This is a genomic window from Nonomuraea sp. NPDC049655, assembly GCF_044465465.1.
GTDB lineage: Bacteria > Actinomycetota > Actinomycetes > Streptosporangiales > Streptosporangiaceae > Nonomuraea.
In genome coordinates, this window is sequence record NZ_JBITLS010000004.1 from 415,068 (window position 1) to 431,073 (window position 16,006).

Below are 16,006 nucleotides of genomic sequence, written 5' to 3' on the forward strand. Positions count from 1 at the left end.
TAGAGGAGCGTCATGCAGATCGGCATGGTGGGACTGGGCAAGATGGGCGGCAACATGGCCGAGCGGCTGCGCCGCGGCGGCCAGGAGGTGGTCGGTTACGACCGCGACCCCGGCATCAGCGACGTGGCCAGCCTGAAGGAGCTGGTCGAACGGCTGTCCGCGCCGCGCGCGGTCTGGGTCATGGTTCCCGCGGGCAAGCCCACCCAGCAGACGATCGACGAGCTCGGCGAGCTGCTCGACGAGGGCGACATCGTCGTCGACGGCGGCAATTCACACTATGTGGACGACCAGAAGCACGCCGCCGAGCTGCGCGAGAAGGGCATCGGCTTCGTCGACTGCGGCGTGAGCGGCGGCGTGTGGGGGCTCCAGAACGGCTACGCCCTCATGTGCGGCGGCGAGCAGGCCGACGTCGACCGGCTCATGCCGATCTTCGAGACGCTCAAGCCCGAGGGCGAGGACGGCTTCGTCCACGCCGGTGACGTCGGCGCCGGCCACTTCGCGAAGATGGTCCACAACGGCATCGAGTACGGCATGATGCAGGCGTTCGCGGAGGGCTGGGAGCTTCTGGAGGCGTCCGACGTCGTCAAGGACGTCAGGGGCTCCTTCAGCAGCTGGCGCACCGGCACCGTCATCCGCTCCTGGCTGCTCGATCTGATGGTGCGGGCGCTCGACGACGACGAGCACCTCGACCAGCTCCGCGGTTACGCCCAGGACTCCGGCGAGGGCCGCTGGACGGTCCAGGCGGCCGTCGACCACGCCGTGCCGCTGCCGGTGATCACCGCCGCCCTCTACGCGCGGTTCGCCTCGCGCCAGGACGACTCCCCCGCGATGAAGGTCGTCGCCGCGCTGCGCAACCAGTTCGGCGGCCACGCGATCACCTCGACCGAGGGCAGCACCGGCAAGGGCGCCGACTCGCCCGGCGCCGACGTGGCCCCGCCGCGCGAAGCCGAGTAACCCAGCCGAGCAGTCAAGCCGGGGTCCGGCCGGTCGGGCCGGCCTGTGGTCCACAGGCCGTCCGGGGAAGCCCGAGGTTTTCCACAGGACGGCAAGCCGATGACACGGGCGGCCCCCGCGGCGGACTAACCTTCGTGGGGTGCATGTCGCCCACCTCTCGCTGACCGACTTCAGGTCCTACGCGTCCGTGGAGCTCGGTCTGGAACCGGGCGTCACGGCTCTCGTCGGGCCCAACGGCCAGGGCAAGACCAACCTGGTCGAGGCCCTCGGCTATGTCGCGACGCACTCCAGCCACCGCGTGGCCAACGACGCGCCGCTGGTGCGGCAGGGGGCCGCGCGGGCCATCGTGCGCTGCGCCGTCCACAGGGACGACCGGCGGGCGCTGGTGGAGCTGGAGATCAACCCGGGCAAGGCCAATCGGGCGCGGCTCAACCGCTCCCCCGTGTCCAGGCCGCGCGACGTCATCGGGCTGCTGCGCACGGTGCTGTTCGCGCCGGAGGACCTGGCGCTGTCCAAGGGCGACCCGTCGGAGCGCCGCCGTTTCCTCGACGACCTGCTCGTGGCCAGGGCTCCGAGGTTCGCCGGGGTCCGGGCCGACTACGACCGGGTGCTGAAGCAGCGCGGCGCCCTGCTGCGCACGGCCGCGCAGGCCCGCAGAGGCAGCAGGAGCGGCCGGCGGGCCGAGAGCGACACCGCGTTCGCCGCCGCGGGCGCCGGCGACGTCCTGAGCACGCTGGAGGTGTGGGACGCCCACCTCGCCAGGCACGGCGCGGAGCTGTTGCGGGCGCGGCTGGAGCTCATCGAGGCGTTGCGCCCGCTGGTGGCCGGGGCCTACGCCGCGCTGGCCCCCACGAGCGCCCCCGCGACGCTGGCCTACCGCAGCACGTTGTCCACAGGTGGGGACGGCGCGGAGGACGAAGTCGCCGGTGAGCGGGGATCTCCCGATGCGCAGACGTTATCCACAGACTTGGGGAAAACCCTTGAACAGCAGCTCCGCGACCGGCTCACGGAGGTCCGCCAGGCCGAGCTGGAACGGGGCGTCACCCTGGTCGGCCCACACCGCGACGACCTGATCCTGGGCCTCGGCGACCTGCCCGCCCGCGGCTACGCCAGCCACGGCGAGTCGTGGTCGTTCGCGCTGGCGCTGCGGCTGGCCGCCTACGACCTGCTGCGGGCCGACGGCGGCGACCCGGTGCTGATCCTCGACGACGTGTTCGCCGAGCTCGACAGCCAGCGCCGGCGCCGGCTGGCCGAGATCGTCGCGCCGGCCGAACAGGTGCTGATCACCGCCGCCGTGCCCGACGACGTGCCGAAGGAGCTGGCGGGGGCCCGTTTCGACGTCGCTGAGGGGAGCGTGACCCGTGTCCGATGAGCAGCACAACGCGGCGGCCAGGGGGGCCGCCATGGCGAGGGAGAAGCTAGCGCAGGCGAAGGCCGACGCGGCCAAGCGCGGCCAGCTCCCGCGCCGCGAGCCCAGGCGCAAGGCCGGCCCGCGCAGGGAGGCCGGCGATCCCCAGCTCTTCGGCCGGGCCATCGCCGACCTGCTGGCCGACCGCGGCTGGGAGCGCTCGGCGGCCGTCGGCGCGGTGTTCGGCCGGTGGAAGGAGATCGTCGGCCCCGACCTGGCCGCCCACACCCGGCCGGAGTCCTTCGACGAGGGCGAGGTGCTCATCGCGGCCGATTCCACAGCCTGGGCGACGCAGGTCAGGCTGCTCGCGCGCACCCTCATCCGCAGGCTCAACGAGGAGCTGGGTGACGGTTCCGTGACAAAGGTCAAGGTCAGGGGGCCGCAGAACGCGCCCCGCCCCGCAGGGGGTTTGCGGGTGACCGGAAGTAGAGGGCCCGGCGACACCTATGGTTAGGCGCCGGGAGCGATCAGACAGCCGCAGACGCGATAAGCCCCCTTTCCGAAGGGGGGATGCTTGAGTGGGGGGCAAATCGAGCTAGGGCGCATCACAGGCGCGTGTATTGCCACCACGGGCTCCGGGAAGCGGTAGAATGAAAACGGATTCCGGACACGTCCGCTTGCGTGTCACCCCGGCAGTAAGCCGACTCCCCCGGGTGACCGCGCATCGGGGCACTCACGACGGTGACGGGCACGGTAGGGGCAGCATGAAGTTGACGGCCTCCCCCGCCGCGTGTCCGCGGCAGGAGGATTTCGCAGTTGTCCTACGACGCTAGCTCAATCACCGTACTCGAAGGACTTGAGGCGGTTCGCAAACGCCCGGGTATGTATATCGGCTCCACCGGTGAGCGCGGCCTGCACCACCTCGTCTACGAGATCGTGGACAACGCGGTGGACGAGGCGCTGGCCGGTTTCGCCACCAGGATCGACATCACGCTGCTGGCCGACGGCGGCGTGCGCGTCGTCGACAACGGCCGCGGCATCCCCACGGGCATCCACCCTGTGGAGAAGCGCTCGGCCGTCGAGGTCGTGCTGACCACACTCCACGCGGGCGGCAAGTTCGACAGCCAGTCCTACGCGGTCTCCGGCGGCCTGCACGGCGTCGGCTCGGCCGTCGTCAACGCGCTGTCCACCGCCATGGACGTCGAGGTCAAGCAGAACGGTCACTACTGGCGGCTGAACCTCGTCAACTCCAAGGCGCTGGCCCCGCTGGCCAAGGGCGAGGAGACCGACGAGACCGGCACCACGATCACGTTCTGGCCCGATCCCGAGATCTTCGAGACCACCACCTGGAACTACGAGACGCTCTCGCGCCGCTTCCAGGAGATGGCCTTCCTCAACAAGGGCCTGACGATCACGCTCGCCGACGAGCGTCCCGACCACGTCAACGGCGAGCCCCGCACGGTCGAATACCACTACGAGGGCGGCCTGGCCGACTTCGTCAAGCACCTCAACGCCAAGAAGGAGCCGGCGCACGCGTCGATCGTCGCCTTCGAGGAGGAGGGCGACGGCATCGCGGTGGAGATCGCGATGCAGTGGAACAACTCCTACGCGGAGTCGGTGTACACCTTCGCCAACACGATCAACACCGCCGAGGGCGGCACCCACGAGGAGGGCTTCCGCGCGGCGCTGACGTCCATCGTCAACCGCTACGCGCGCGAGCAGAAGTTCCTCAAGGAGGGCAAGGACGACAACCTCTCCGGCGAGGACGTCCGCGAGGGCCTGACCGCGATCATCTCGGTCAAGCTGTCCGACCCGCAGTTCGAGGGCCAGACCAAGACCAAGCTGGGCAACACCGAGGCCAAGTCGTTCGTGCAGAAGGCCTGCAACGACCACCTGCGCGACTGGTTCGAGCGCAACCCCGGCGAGGCCAAGGACATCATCAACAAGTCGCTGCAGGCCAGCCGCGCCCGCCTGGCGGCCCGCCAGGCCCGCGACCTGACCCGGCGCAAGTCGCTCCTGGAGTCCGGCAGCGGCCTTCCCGGCAAGCTGGCCGACTGCCAGTGGAACGACCCGGAGAAGTGCGAGCTGTTCATCGTCGAGGGCGACTCGGCCGGCGGCTCGGCCAAGGGCGGCCGCGACTCGCGCTTCCAGGCGATCCTGCCCATCCGCGGCAAGATCCTCAACGTCGAGAAGGCGCGGATCGACAAGGTCCTGAAGAACAACGAGGTCCAGGCGCTCATCACCGCCCTGGGCACCGGCGTGCACGACGAGTTCGACATCGCCAAGCTGCGTTACCACAAGGTGATCCTGATGGCCGACGCCGACGTCGACGGCCAGCACATCAACACCCTGCTGCTGACGCTGCTGTTCAGGTTCATGCGGCCGCTGATCGAGGCCGGGCACGTCTACCTGTCGTGCCCGCCGCTCTACAAGATCAAGTGGGACCGGAAGGGTGAGGACGCCTCCTACGCCTACTCCGACGCCGAGCGCGACGCGGTCATCAACGACGGCATCGCGCAGGGCAAGGCAGACCCGCGCCCGCGGGACAACGTCCAGCGGTTCAAGGGCCTCGGCGAGATGAACGCCGGCCAGCTCTGGGAGACCACCATGAACCCGGCGACGCGACTGCTGCGCCTGGTCACGCTCGACGACGCGGCCCAGGCCGACGACCTGTTCAGCGTGCTCATGGGCGAGGACGTCGAGGCGCGGCGCGACTTCATCATCCGCAACGCGCGCGACGTTCGCTTCCTCGACGTTTAAGAAGGACCTAAACCTGTGACGGACGTGAACACCACTCCCCCGGCTGACCGCATCGAACCGGTGGACATCCAGTCCGAGATGCAGCGCAGTTACATGGACTACGCGATGTCCGTCATCGTGTCCAGGGCGCTGCCTGACGTGCGCGACGGTCTCAAACCGGTGCACCGGCGGGTGCTCTACGCGATGTACGACGGTGGCTACCGTCCCGACCGCGGCTACTTCAAGTGCGCCCGCGTCGTCGGCGACGTGATGGGCACCTACCACCCTCACGGCGACACCTCGATCTACGACGCGCTGGTCCGCCTGGCCCAGCCGTGGTCGCTGCGCTATCCCCTGGTCGACGGGCAGGGCAACTTCGGCTCGCCGGGCAACGACCCGGCGGCCGCGATGCGGTACACCGAGTGCAAGCTCGCGCCCATCGCCATGGAGATGCTGCGCGACATCGACAAGGACACGGTCGACTTCCGCCCGAACTACGACGGCAAGTCGCAGGAGCCCGACGTCCTGCCGGCGCGGTTCCCGCAGCTGCTGGTCAACGGCTCGGGCGGCATCGCGGTCGGCATGGCCACCAACATCCCGCCGCACAACCTGCGCGAGGTCTCGGCCGCCGTCCGGTGGTACCTGGAGAACCCCGAGGCCGACGACGAGGAGCTGCTGGAAGCCTCGATCAGGCTGGTCAAGGGGCCCGACTTCCCGACCAAGGCGCTGATCGTCGGACGCCGGGGCATCGAGGACGCGTACCGCACCGGGCGCGGCTCGATCACCATGCGCGCGGTCGTCGAGGTCGAGGAGGACAAGGGCCGGCAGGCGCTCGTCGTCACCGAGCTGCCGTACCAGGTCAACCCGGACAACCTGGCCCTGAAGATCGCCGAGCTGGTGCGCGAGGGCAAGCTCTCGGGCATCGCCGACGTACGCGACGAGAGCTCCTCGCGGGTCGGGCAGCGCCTGGTGATCGTGCTCAAGCGCGACGCGGTCGCCAAGGTCGTGCTCAACAACCTGTACAAGCACACCCAGCTCCAGGACACCTTCGGCGCCAACATGCTGGCGCTGGTCGACGGCGTGCCGCGCACGCTGCGGCTCGACCAGTTCATCCGCCACTACGTGGCCCACCAGGTCGAGGTCATCGTCCGCCGGACGCGTTACCTGCTGCGCAAGGCCGAGGAGCGCGCGCACATCCTGCGCGGGCTGCTGAGGGCCCTTGAGCGGCTCGACGACGTCATCGCCCTCATCCGGGCCTCGGAGTCGGCCTCGCACGCCCAGCAGGGCCTCATGGGGCTCCTGGAGATCGACGAGATCCAGGCGCAGGCCATCCTGGACATGCAGCTGCGCAAGCTGGCCGCCCTGGAGCGGCAGGCCATCCAGGACGAGTACGACGGCCTGATGGCCCAGATCGCCGAGTACAACTCGATCCTGGCCAGCGAGGCCCGCCAGCGCGAGATCATCGGCGACGAGCTGACCGAGGTCGTCAACCGCTACGGCGACGAGCGCAAGACCGAGATCATCGCCTACGACGGCGACATGTCGATCGAAGACCTCATCGCCGAGGAGGAGATCGTCGTCACGATCACCCGCGGCGGTTATGCCAAGCGCACCCGTACCGACCTCTACCGGGCGCAGAAGCGGGGCGGCAAGGGCGTGCGCGGCGCCCAGCTGCGCCAGGACGACATCGTCGACCACTTCTTCGTCACCACGACGCACCACTGGCTGCTGTTCTTCACGAACAAGGGCCGGGTGTACCGGGTCAAGGCGTACGAGCTGCCTGATGCCGGGCGTGACGCCCGTGGCATGCATCTCGCGAACCTTTTGGCCATGCAGCCCGACGAAACAGTCATGGAAGTTCTCGACCTCCGCGACTACGACGTCGCCCCCTACCTGGTGCTCGCCACGCGCAGCGGCCTGGTCAAGAAGACGCGCCTGTCCGAGTACGACTCCCCCAGGTCGGGCGGTCTGATCGCGATCAACCTGCGCGAGGACGACGAGGTCATCGGCGCCCGCCTGGTCTCCGAGACCGACGATCTGCTGCTCGTCTCCAAGGGCGCGCAGTCGATCAGGTTCACCGCCTCCGACGAGGCGCTGCGGCCCATGGGCCGCGCGACCAGCGGTGTCATCGGCATGAGGTTCCTCGAAGGAGACGAACTTCTCGCCATGAATCGGATCGCCGACGGTCAAGATGTGCTTATCGCCACGAAGGCTGGGTACGCAAAACGGACGCCAGTGGAGCAGTATCCAGTTCAAGGACGTGGCGGTAGGGGCGTGCTGACTGCGAAAATCGTGAGTTCCCGTGGCAAGCTGGTCGGAGCCGTCATGGTCAACCCAGAGGACGAGGTCTTCGCGATCACGTCCGCCGGCGGGGTGATCCGGACGAGTGCCGGCGAGATCAAGCAGTCCGGCCGCCAGACCATGGGAGTGCGATTGATGAACCTCGCCGAAGGCGACAGCGTGGTTGCCCTCGCCCGGAACGCGGAGTCGATGGAGACTCCGGTGGAGAATGAGGAAGACGGGGGAGGAGAGTAAATCATGAGCGCCCAGGGTGGCACCGCCAGAGCCCAGGCGGCGTCGGGTAACGGACAGCAGCCGAAGAAGTCCGCTGAGCCGGAAATCTTCAATTCGGTCGACGGCGAGCAGGACAGGACGCCCGCGAAGGGCGCCGCCGCTCAGCCCCGCTCCAAGGACGAGCCGCAGGCGGAGGGCAACGAGACGGTGCGCCTCCGTCCGTCGCTCACCAGTGAGGCACCTCCGCCCGTCGAGATGCCCAAGAAGAAGTCGTCGAACAACGCGGGGTCCAGGCTGCCCCGCAAGGCACACCTGGTGTTGCGCCGCATCGAGCCGTGGTCGGCCATGAAGTTCAGCTTCGTGGTGTCCCTGGTCTGCTTCGTGGTGCTCTTCGTGGCAGTGGCCGTCCTGTACGGCGTGCTGTCGGCCCTGGGGGTGTTCGACTCACTCGTCGACCTGGTCAACCAGCTCGGCAAGGGTGAGCAGGGACAGAGCTCGATCCCGATCAACATCGCCTCGTGGTTCGAGCCGGTGCGCATCCTCGGGTACACCGCGCTGATCGGCGCCGTGAACGTGGTGCTGATCACCGCTCTGTCCACGCTGGGCGCGGTCATCTACAACATCGCCTCCGACCTGGTCGGGGGCGTTGAGGTGACGTTCAGCGAGGCCGAATAACAGGTTCGGGCGGGGGCTCGTGCCGTACCGGGATGGCTGGTACGGCACGAGCAGCCCGTCGGACACGGTAAGCTTTTCTCGTCCGAACAACTGGTTCGCCTCCAAGAGGCGAATGCGATACCGTTCGGTGTGCGGGGCTATAGCTCAGACGGTTAGAGCGCTTCCCTGATAAGGAAGAGGTCCCAGGTTCAAGTCCTGGTAGCCCCACAGTTTCTCAATGCAGAGGCCGTTTCCCGGAGATCGGGGACGGCCTTTTGAGTGTTTGCCGTCAATGTGCCGCCACGAGTGTCAGTCCTCAGGTGCCAGAGATCGATTCGCATTGACATCAGCCGGGGCGCGGCGGCGCTGGGCGAGGTCGAATGATGGGCGGGTCGAACGATCCGCCGGCGGGCCCATCACTCGATCCCCTACGACCACTGACCCGGCTGAGGGCCTACTCGTCTCGGGCGGAACGGCGGGAGCGCGCGGGCTCGCCGCCTACTTGCGGTACTTCGTGAGCGTCACGTCCAGGCGTGCGGCGTTCTTGTACATGCCGGCGTCGATCGGGATGGCCTCGTCGACGACGTCTGTGTAGGCGCCGGAAGGCACGCCGTCGGGATGAGCCGCCACAATGGTCCGGCCCGGCGCGTAGTACCTGGCCTCACCGATCGCCGCGGCCAGATCGGAGTCCGAGCTCACCACCAGCGCTGCCTCGCACGCCTTGGTGCACAGGTCGCCGACCAGGTGCGCCGCCAGCCGCACGTCGACCTGCTTCTCCTTGAAGCTGCCGGTCTTGTCGTCGTACTTGGTCTTCCCCATGAACGGCTGGAACTGCTTGCCGTAGACGCGGATGGTGTCCTGTTCGAACTGCTTCTGATCCACTCCGGCCTGGCCGCTCAGCGCGGTGGTGAAGTACTTCACCCTGATCAGCTTGCCGTTGTACGCCTTCAGTACCTGGTTGCACATTCTGACGACGTCCACACGCCAGTAGTCGGGGCCTGCACTCTCGCAGATCCCGTAGTAGAGGTTGGCCGCGTCGATGTAGGCGATCCATCTGCTGTCGCTGTTCAGGATGGCCTCGGCCGCTCCATATGAGGTGGCCATGATCGCTTCCCCTCGTTCCGTCGATTGAGGTGTACGGCACCCCGTCCGCATACGCATTGCACCCGTCCGCGATAGCAATACGTTGGATGCCTGATTACCGCCCAGCAGGCTACGGAGCGAGCTTGCCGTAGCCTTGTCGCGACTTGATCAACGGAGGGGTGATATGCGCAGATACGTTGCGGCCATTGCCGTCGTCTCGTCGCTCCTGGCCGGTTGTGCAATTTCGTTTTCAGGACAGGAAGGTGAATCGCCGCCTCGCTTCTCGATCGATCCGCCCCCTGTCGATCGCACGCTCGCGGATCTGACGAAAAGCGCCAAAGGCAAGGTGTTGCTTCATCATGTCGATGAGCAGGGGCGGACTGACCGCTGGACCACGAAGCTCAAGATGAGAGCATCGTTTCGCCTTGAGGTGGACTGCGTTGGAGCGAGCGGGACGATAATCGTCCGCGTGGGCAAAACTCAGCTCCCTCATCAGTGCTCCATCGAGCCTGGCGGTGTGCGCGTCAGCATGATCCCCGACGACGCGGCTGTCCGGAGCGTCAAGGTCGAGGCGCCCGTGGGTGCCAAATGGGCGATTCTCATTTGGCAGCTGCCGCAGGGTTAGCAAGCCGCGCTGGTGATCAGCGATCGCGCTGATGAGGAAAGGCCCCAGATTTGGACGCTCTACCTGTTCTACGGGGGCGACGTCAGAGAGGGCGCGCTGCACGAGATCCGGGCCAAGGTCGAGCGACTGGCCGCCCTGCCGCCGGTGGACGAGGACGGAGATCGTCCGCGGGGGGTCTTCGTGGTCACCGACGAGCGCGGCCGGGCGCGATGCTGGCACGTCCGTGAAGGGGTGGTCCTCGACGTCCCGGCGCCGGACTTTAGGTGGTTGGCGAGCTAGTACCGGAACTCGCCTTCGCCACCGGCGCGCGGTGGCAGAATGTCGCGGATGTCGAGGGCGGGGTCGTTGTGGCGGCAGCGGGATTTCGTGCTCCTGTGGGGCAGCCAGACCACCAGTTCGCTCGGGAACGAGATCTCCTATCTGGCGTTACCGCTGGTCGCGGGGCTCGTCTTGGACGCCTCGCCGGTGGAGCTCGGGCTGCTGACGGCGGCGCGGCGGTTGCCGGTGCTGTTCGCGTCGTTGCCGGCGGGGGCCCTGAGCGATCGGTGGCGCAAGCGGCCGGTGATGATCGTCGCGTTCCTGGTGTCCGGGTGCGCGATGGGGACGATCCCCTTGGCGGCCGTGGCCGGAGGGCTCACGCTCGGGCAGCTCTACGCCGTGGCGCTGGTGGTCGCGACGTGTGAGGTGTTCTTCACGCCCGCGTACCAGACGTACCCGCTGACGTTGCTCGGGCCTGAGCGGTTGATGGAGGGGAACGCCAAGCTCACCAGCACGGTCACGGTGGCGGGGATGGCGGGGCAGCCGATCGGCGGGGTGCTGATCTCGCTGTTCGGGCCGGCCAAGGCGGTGCTCGCCGACGCGCTGTCCTACCTGGGAGGCGCGCTCGCGCTCGCGCTGATCCGGTCGCCGGAGGCCAGGCCGGAGCGGAAGGAGCGGGCCCCTCGGCTGCGCGAGCAGATCGCGGAGGGGCTGCGGTACGTCGTCCGCCATCGGGTGATCGGGCCGCTGGTGCTCTACATGGCCACGGTCAGCTTCTGCATCGCCGGGCTGAGCGCGCTGGAGGTCAACTACGTCGTACGGGAGCTCGGCTGGTCGGGCCTGGCGACCGGCCTGGTGTTCGGGGTGAGCATGGCCGGCGGGCTGGCGGCCGGGGCGATCGCGGGGCCGCTCACCGACCGGTACGGCATGCCGCGCGTGCTGCTCGGGGCGGCCTTCGCGTACCCGTTGTGCAGCGGGTCGATCGGGCTGGTGGGGCCGGGACTGGCCGGGCAGCTGGTGGTGGGCGTCTCGTGGACGTTGATGATCATCGTCACGCTCGTCTTCCAGAGCACCCAGCGCAGTCTGCGGCAGCTTCTGACGCCCAAGGAGATGCAGGGGCGGCTGGCGGCCACGTCCCGCTGGCTCACCTGGGCCGCCACGCCGGTCGGCGCGATCCTCGCCGGGGCGCTGGCCGGCGGGATCGGCATGCGCGGCACGCTTGTCGTGTTCTCGGCCGGGATGCTGGCCGGTCCGGTGGTCATGTGGTGCTCGCCGCTGCGCACGTCCCGGCGGGAGATCGAGCGGGACGTACGGACGGCGACGGCGGGGTAGCTCCGGGATCGCCGGGTCACACGGCGAAGAGCAGGGCGGCGTTGACCAGGAGGGCGACGGCGGTCGCGAAGTGCACGCCGAAGGCGACCGCCTTGGTGCCGCCGTTGCGAAGCACGATCAGGGTGTCGCCAAGAGGCAGCAGCGCGACGATCAGCATGAACCAGGCTTCGGCCTGGGCGCCGACGAAGGCCAGCAGGGCCAGGCCGAGCAGCCCGTACGTGCCGTCGCGCAGCCCCTTGATGGTCAGGTAGGCGCGGTCGCCGTCCTGCTTGGCGGGGACGCCGTAACCGGCGGCCGCGGCGACCGGGACGAACAGGAAGCGCGCGCCGATGAGCACGACCATCAGGTTGAGGGCGATGGCGAGGCCGTAGGCAAGGGTGGTGAGCATGTCCGTCTCCAAGAGCTAGCGTTGCTAGGAACGAGGACGACGCTAGCAGAACGATGACAGAAGCGCTAGCGGTGCTAGGATCGAGAGCATGTCGATACAGGCGCGCCGGGAGCGCGAACGTGCGGAACGCGAGAAGCTGATCATCACGGCCGCCTGCGAGCTGGCCGAGGCCGAGGGCTGGGAGGCGGTGACGACGCGGCGGCTGGCCGAGCGCATCGAGTACAGCCAGCCGGTGCTCTACAGCCACTTCAAGGGCAAGGGCGCGATCATGGCGGCCGTGGCCGTGGAGGGGTGCGTGATCCTCGCGGACGAGCTGCGCGCGGCCCGTACCGCCGCTCCGGACGCCGACAGCGCCCTCGCGGCCGTCGGCGCGGCCTACACGGCGTTCGCCGAGCGGCGTCCGGCGCTCTACGACGTCATCTTCAGCCAGAACGTCGACCTGCCGTTCGCCACGCCGGAGGCTCCCGCGGCCCTGCACGCGGCCTTCGGCGAGCTGGTCGAGGGGCTGCGCCCGCACGCCGGCGAGGGGGAGGACCTGGCCCTGCTCACCGAGACCTACTGGGCCGCCCTGCACGGGCTGGTCACGCTCATGCGCGGCAAGCGACTGCCGGCCGAGCAGCACGAACGCAGGCTGGAGCTGCTGCTGAAGCGGTTCGCGGCCTGACGGTTTGACCTTGTCACCGGCGTCAACGTCTACCCTCGTTGCCCGCACGTCGACGAGAACGGACGACCCCTTGAGCACCCACCGCACCACGCTGGTCGAGCTGGACCAGAGCTTCTTCGACGCCCTGGTGGCCAACGACCACGACCGCCTGAAGGACCTGCTGGCGGACGACTTCGTCCTGGTGGGGGTCGAGGACGGCGCGGTCGCTGGCAAGGACGTCCTGCTCGACCTGGTGACGTCGGGCAGCCTGCAGTTCCCGAAGATCGACTCGTTCCCCGACGAGGCCATCGTGCGGGTGATCGGGGACGTCGGGATCGTCGTGGGGCGTACGGGGATGAACTTCACGAACCCCGACGGCAGCACGTTCAGCGCCGGCAGCCGGTACACGCACGTGTACGCCATCGGTCCCGACGGAGGCTGGCGGCTGGTCTCGGCGCAGGGCACCGCCATCAAGGCGTGACCTGATCATGCCTTGACGGAAGGCCGGATCAGCCGCCTTCCGGTTTCCGCCATTCCGCGGTGACCTTGAGGTGGGCCTCCCCCGTCGATTCGGCGATGACCACGCCGGCCTTGGCGGTCAGCTTCATCCCGAACTCGACCGCGACCACGTCCGGCGGCTCGGGGCATGACCGCATGCGGCGCAGGACGTCGGTGGCGAAGGTCTGGACGCGCTGGAGGCCCGCGCCCAGCGCCTCCGGCATGCGTTCGACGGCCGCGCGGGTCCGTCCGGCGGGAAGCGGCTCGTCGCCGGGCCGCTCGTTGACCTCCACGAGCACGGTGCCGCCGTCGTCGAGGGGTACCTCAAGGAAGTAGCGCATGGTTGCCTCCTGTCCTGGGACAGGTGCAAGCATGGTGGACGGGCCCGCCTGGCGCAGGCTGTTTCCCCGCGCAGAGGGCGCGAAGTTATCCACAGGTTGGGGGTGGTTGTCCACAGTGGTGGACAAGTCTGAAATCATTGACACGATGTCTGGATTGTTTTACCTTCCGTGCTTGTGATGTCGTACGAGGAAAAGGGCGCCTGGGTCTATCTCGTGGCGACGGCCGGCGCCTACGTGGCCTACGTCATCGTCATCCTGAGCCGGGCCGGCGACGGCCCGCTCAGCGCCGTCCCCTATGTCGCGCCGATGGTGTGGGCGATCGGGATCAGCATCGTCCTGTCGATCGTGGGCCGTATCGTGGTCGAGATCGTGAAGCCCAGCGAGAGTCACGAGAGCGACGTGCGAGACAGGGAAATCAACCGTTCCGCCCAACATGTCGGAGGCGTCGTGCTCGCCGCCTCCATGGTGGTCCCCCTTGGCCTGACCATGGCGGAAGCCGACCATTTCTGGATCGCCAACGCCATCTACGCCGCGCTCGTCCTGTCCACTCTGGTGGCCACCCCGCTGCGGCTGCTCGCCTACCGGAGGGGCCTGTAGATGGGCAAACCGACCAAGGTGACCAACTCCATCAGGGCTCTGCGGTTCGCGCACGGGGAGATGACGCAGGCCGAGCTGGCCCAGCGGGTCGGCGTCACGCGGCAGACCGTCATCGCCATCGAGCAGGGCCGCTACTCACCCTCTCTTGAGGTGGCCTTTCAGATCGCCCGGGTGTTCCGGGTGCCCCTGGACGACGTCTTCCAGTATCCGGACGCCGACGGCTAGTTATCCACAGGCGCGTCGGTTTTCCACAGGCTGTCGAGAGCGGTGGCGACGGCCGCGATGGAGTCGTGCGCGGAGCGGATGCGGGCGGTCTGGGTCTCGTCCGTCCAGCCGAGCCGCAGGCCCTCCTCGGCCAGCGCGTCGAAGGCCGTGAACGCGGCCAGTTTCTGGCGCAGGACCTTCGACCAGGCGTCGTCCTCGATCCGGTAGTAGACGTTGCGCTCCCCCGGCCTGCGCAGCTTGTGGACGAGCCGGATCGACGTCAGCAGCTGCATGGTCGTCGTCAGGGACGCGCGGCTCGCGCCGATGGCGTCGGCGATGTCGGAGGCCGTCTGCGCGGGCGGGTCGCAGACCATCAGCCAGCCCAGGACGCGGCCGGTGATCGGGGCCAGCCCCCACTCCTCGGAAACGAAGTCCGCCACCCGCTCGACCCAGTCGAGCACCTGCTCCCGGCCCGGACCGTCCGGCGACTGCATGTGGAACCCTCTCCATCGACATCGCTCTGTGTGAGTCGTCAAATACTAGGAGCAACGAAGGGTGGGCTGCTAATGCTGGATCCATGATCGTCGTCATGTGGCCGCTGCTGCTCCTCCCCCTGGTCCTGCCCGAGCCGACCTCGGTCGTCCGAGCCCGGAGCGAGTTGCGGGAGCTGGTCGTCGCCGAGGCCCGTTCGCTGAGGGGGTATTCGCACGAGCGGTTCATGCCGTCCTGGACCGAGGCGGAGGGCGCGTGCGACACGCGGGAGGTCGTCCTGCGGCGTGACGCCGTGTCCGTGACGACCGACCTCGACTGCGAGGCCGTCCACGGCACCTGGTTCAGCGAGTACGACGGCCTGACCCTGCACAGCGAGGAGCAGATCGACGTCGACCACCTCGTGCCGCTGGCCAACGCCTGGGTCTCCGGCGCGAACGCCTGGACCGACGAGCAGCGGCAGGCGTTCGCCAACGATCTCACCAGGCCCGAGCTCATCGCCGTCAGCGAGTCGGTCAACCTGGACAAGGCCGGCGGCAGCCCGGCGACGTGGCGGCCGCCGCGCAGGTCGTACTGGTGCACGTACGCGCGGGCCTGGATCACGGTGAAGCACCACTACGGGCTGACCGTCACCCACCGGGAGAAACGGGCCCTCATCCGCATGTTGCGCACCTGCCTCAGCGGTCGGCCATCCGCCTGAGCTGCTGCTCCCTGGCCCCGGCGTCGCCCGGCAGGCCGCGCTCGGCCAGCAGCCCGGCGACGCGCTCGCGGACCTCGACGGGGTGGCGGCCGTCGTACTTGAACTTGGCGCGCGCCTCCATCACCGCCAGCCGCAGCCCGCGCAGGCCGGGCAGCTGCCGGTGGTAGGGCCCCTCGCCGGCCGCCACGACGCCGTGCGCGCCGTCGGGCTGGAAGTGGGCGAGCTGGCGGCGCAGGATCTCGGCCTTGCCCTCGGGGTCGTCCACCACCTCGGCCCGGCAGGTGAGCTGGACGGAGGCGTAATAGCTGGTGGGCACGCCGGTCTCGGGGTCGCCCGTCCGCCATCCGCCGGGGATGTAGGCGTAGTCGTCGTGCACGCTCAGCAGGACCGCCGGATCGCGCTCGATCGCCGCCCACACCGGGTTGGGCCTGGCCAGGTGGAGCAGCACCTCCCCGGCGGCGGCGTCGAAGAGGAAGTGGGTGGGGACGACGACGGGCGGGCCGCCGTCGGGGGCGTTCGCGGCCAGCTGGCCGAAGTCGCGGGTGGCCAGCCAGGTGTGCCACTCGTCGTCGTCCCGTGCCGCGTCCCAGGGATGAATGAGCACGTGAAACCCTCCCGCCCAGCTTTGTATTGGTACAT

At 68.7% G+C, this 16,006-nt stretch carries 19 protein-coding genes and 1 tRNA gene; 15 read left to right on the forward strand and 5 right to left on the reverse strand.

Annotated features, from left to right (window positions below):
* The first annotated feature begins 12 nt into the window (after nt 1–12).
* From gnd to ACIBQ6_RS15945, 7 genes are all read left to right on the forward strand, one after another.
* Entirely contained in the window at nt 13–954 is a 942-nt protein-coding gene (gene gnd, locus ACIBQ6_RS15915) for a phosphogluconate dehydrogenase (NAD(+)-dependent, decarboxylating) (protein WP_352362307.1), read from the forward strand.
* Nucleotides 955–1,093: 139 nt separating this feature from the next.
* Nucleotides 1,094–2,326, forward strand: a complete 1,233-nt coding sequence (recF, locus tag ACIBQ6_RS15920; RefSeq protein WP_358291201.1) for a DNA replication/repair protein RecF — start codon at nt 1,094–1,096, stop codon at nt 2,324–2,326.
* The gene (locus ACIBQ6_RS15925) at nt 2,316–2,816 is read left to right on the forward strand and encodes a DciA family protein (protein ID WP_357974065.1); all 501 of its coding nucleotides are present in this window, start codon (nt 2,316–2,318) and stop codon (nt 2,814–2,816) included. The genes recF and ACIBQ6_RS15925 overlap by 11 nt, the downstream gene beginning before the upstream one ends.
* 302 nt (nt 2,817–3,118) lie before the next feature.
* Complete coding sequence (gyrB, locus tag ACIBQ6_RS15930; protein ID WP_397212573.1) at nt 3,119–5,062, forward strand: DNA topoisomerase (ATP-hydrolyzing) subunit B; 1,944 nt, start codon at nt 3,119–3,121, stop codon at nt 5,060–5,062.
* 15 nt (nt 5,063–5,077) lie between these two features.
* A complete protein-coding gene (gene gyrA / locus ACIBQ6_RS15935; RefSeq protein WP_358291198.1) occupies nt 5,078–7,576 on the forward strand; it encodes a DNA gyrase subunit A in 2,499 nt (832 codons plus the stop codon).
* A 3-nt stretch (nt 7,577–7,579) separates the two neighbouring features.
* Nucleotides 7,580–8,230, forward strand: a complete 651-nt coding sequence (locus ACIBQ6_RS15940; protein ID WP_358291196.1) for a DUF3566 domain-containing protein — start codon at nt 7,580–7,582, stop codon at nt 8,228–8,230.
* A 133-nt stretch (nt 8,231–8,363) separates the two neighbouring features.
* Nucleotides 8,364–8,437: transfer RNA gene (locus ACIBQ6_RS15945), tRNA-Ile, on the forward strand.
* A gap of 270 nt (nt 8,438–8,707) precedes the next feature.
* On the opposite strand, the gene ACIBQ6_RS15950 is transcribed toward ACIBQ6_RS15945, so the two are convergent.
* On the reverse strand, nt 8,708–9,313 hold the full coding sequence (locus tag ACIBQ6_RS15950) for an NYN domain-containing protein (RefSeq protein WP_397212575.1): 606 nt from the start codon (nt 9,311–9,313) through the stop codon (nt 8,708–8,710).
* A gap of 163 nt (nt 9,314–9,476) precedes the next feature.
* On the opposite strand from ACIBQ6_RS15950, the gene ACIBQ6_RS15955 reads away from it, so the two are divergent.
* The 3 genes from ACIBQ6_RS15955 to ACIBQ6_RS15965 are packed head-to-tail and all read left to right on the forward strand — an operon-like array spanning nt 9,477 to nt 11,507.
* On the forward strand, nt 9,477–9,917 hold the full coding sequence (locus tag ACIBQ6_RS15955; protein ID WP_397212577.1) for a hypothetical protein: 441 nt from the start codon (nt 9,477–9,479) through the stop codon (nt 9,915–9,917).
* Between the two features lie 12 nt (nt 9,918–9,929).
* A complete protein-coding gene (locus ACIBQ6_RS15960) occupies nt 9,930–10,196 on the forward strand; it encodes a hypothetical protein (RefSeq protein ID WP_397212579.1) in 267 nt (88 codons plus the stop codon).
* Between the two features lie 48 nt (nt 10,197–10,244).
* On the forward strand, nt 10,245–11,507 hold the full coding sequence (locus tag ACIBQ6_RS15965; protein WP_397212581.1) for an MFS transporter: 1,263 nt from the start codon (nt 10,245–10,247) through the stop codon (nt 11,505–11,507).
* 16 nt (nt 11,508–11,523) lie between these two features.
* Here the strand turns inward: ACIBQ6_RS15965 and ACIBQ6_RS15970 are convergent, their stop codons facing one another.
* Nucleotides 11,524–11,895 (reverse strand): DUF4267 domain-containing protein, encoded by a 372-nt coding sequence (locus tag ACIBQ6_RS15970; RefSeq protein ID WP_358291183.1) that lies wholly within the window; start codon nt 11,893–11,895, stop codon nt 11,524–11,526.
* A gap of 88 nt (nt 11,896–11,983) precedes the next feature.
* Between ACIBQ6_RS15970 and ACIBQ6_RS15975 the strand changes: the two genes are divergently transcribed.
* Nucleotides 11,984–12,559, forward strand: a complete 576-nt coding sequence (locus ACIBQ6_RS15975; protein ID WP_397212583.1) for a TetR/AcrR family transcriptional regulator — start codon at nt 11,984–11,986, stop codon at nt 12,557–12,559.
* Between the two features lie 70 nt (nt 12,560–12,629).
* A complete protein-coding gene (locus tag ACIBQ6_RS15980) occupies nt 12,630–13,019 on the forward strand; it encodes a nuclear transport factor 2 family protein (RefSeq protein WP_358291179.1) in 390 nt (129 codons plus the stop codon).
* Nucleotides 13,020–13,047: 28 nt separating this feature from the next.
* Here the strand turns inward: ACIBQ6_RS15980 and ACIBQ6_RS15985 are convergent, their stop codons facing one another.
* Nucleotides 13,048–13,377: a CU044_2847 family protein gene (locus ACIBQ6_RS15985; protein ID WP_397212585.1), complete on the reverse strand. Its 330-nt coding sequence runs from the start codon at nt 13,375–13,377 to the stop codon at nt 13,048–13,050.
* Between the two features lie 174 nt (nt 13,378–13,551).
* On the opposite strand from ACIBQ6_RS15985, the gene ACIBQ6_RS15990 reads away from it, so the two are divergent.
* Together ACIBQ6_RS15990 and ACIBQ6_RS15995 are read left to right on the forward strand one after the other, a co-directional pair.
* On the forward strand, nt 13,552–13,974 hold the full coding sequence (locus tag ACIBQ6_RS15990; RefSeq protein ID WP_397212587.1) for a hypothetical protein: 423 nt from the start codon (nt 13,552–13,554) through the stop codon (nt 13,972–13,974).
* Nucleotides 13,975–14,199 (forward strand): helix-turn-helix transcriptional regulator, encoded by a 225-nt coding sequence (locus ACIBQ6_RS15995; protein ID WP_352324570.1) that lies wholly within the window; start codon nt 13,975–13,977, stop codon nt 14,197–14,199. It begins immediately after the preceding gene.
* Here the strand turns inward: ACIBQ6_RS15995 and ACIBQ6_RS16000 are convergent.
* The gene (locus tag ACIBQ6_RS16000) at nt 14,196–14,672 is read right to left on the reverse strand and encodes a transcriptional regulator (protein ID WP_358291173.1); all 477 of its coding nucleotides are present in this window, start codon (nt 14,670–14,672) and stop codon (nt 14,196–14,198) included. The two genes, ACIBQ6_RS15995 and ACIBQ6_RS16000, sit on opposite strands and share 4 nt — an antisense overlap.
* A gap of 83 nt (nt 14,673–14,755) precedes the next feature.
* On the opposite strand from ACIBQ6_RS16000, the gene ACIBQ6_RS16005 reads away from it, so the two are divergent.
* Nucleotides 14,756–15,367 (forward strand): HNH endonuclease family protein, encoded by a 612-nt coding sequence (locus ACIBQ6_RS16005; RefSeq protein ID WP_397155091.1) that lies wholly within the window; start codon nt 14,756–14,758, stop codon nt 15,365–15,367.
* Here ACIBQ6_RS16005 and ACIBQ6_RS16010 read toward each other — a convergent pair.
* Nucleotides 15,345–15,971: an FMN-binding negative transcriptional regulator gene (locus ACIBQ6_RS16010; RefSeq protein WP_397212589.1), complete on the reverse strand. Its 627-nt coding sequence runs from the start codon at nt 15,969–15,971 to the stop codon at nt 15,345–15,347. The genes ACIBQ6_RS16005 and ACIBQ6_RS16010 overlap by 23 nt on opposite strands.
* Between the last annotated feature and the right edge of the window lie 35 nt (nt 15,972–16,006).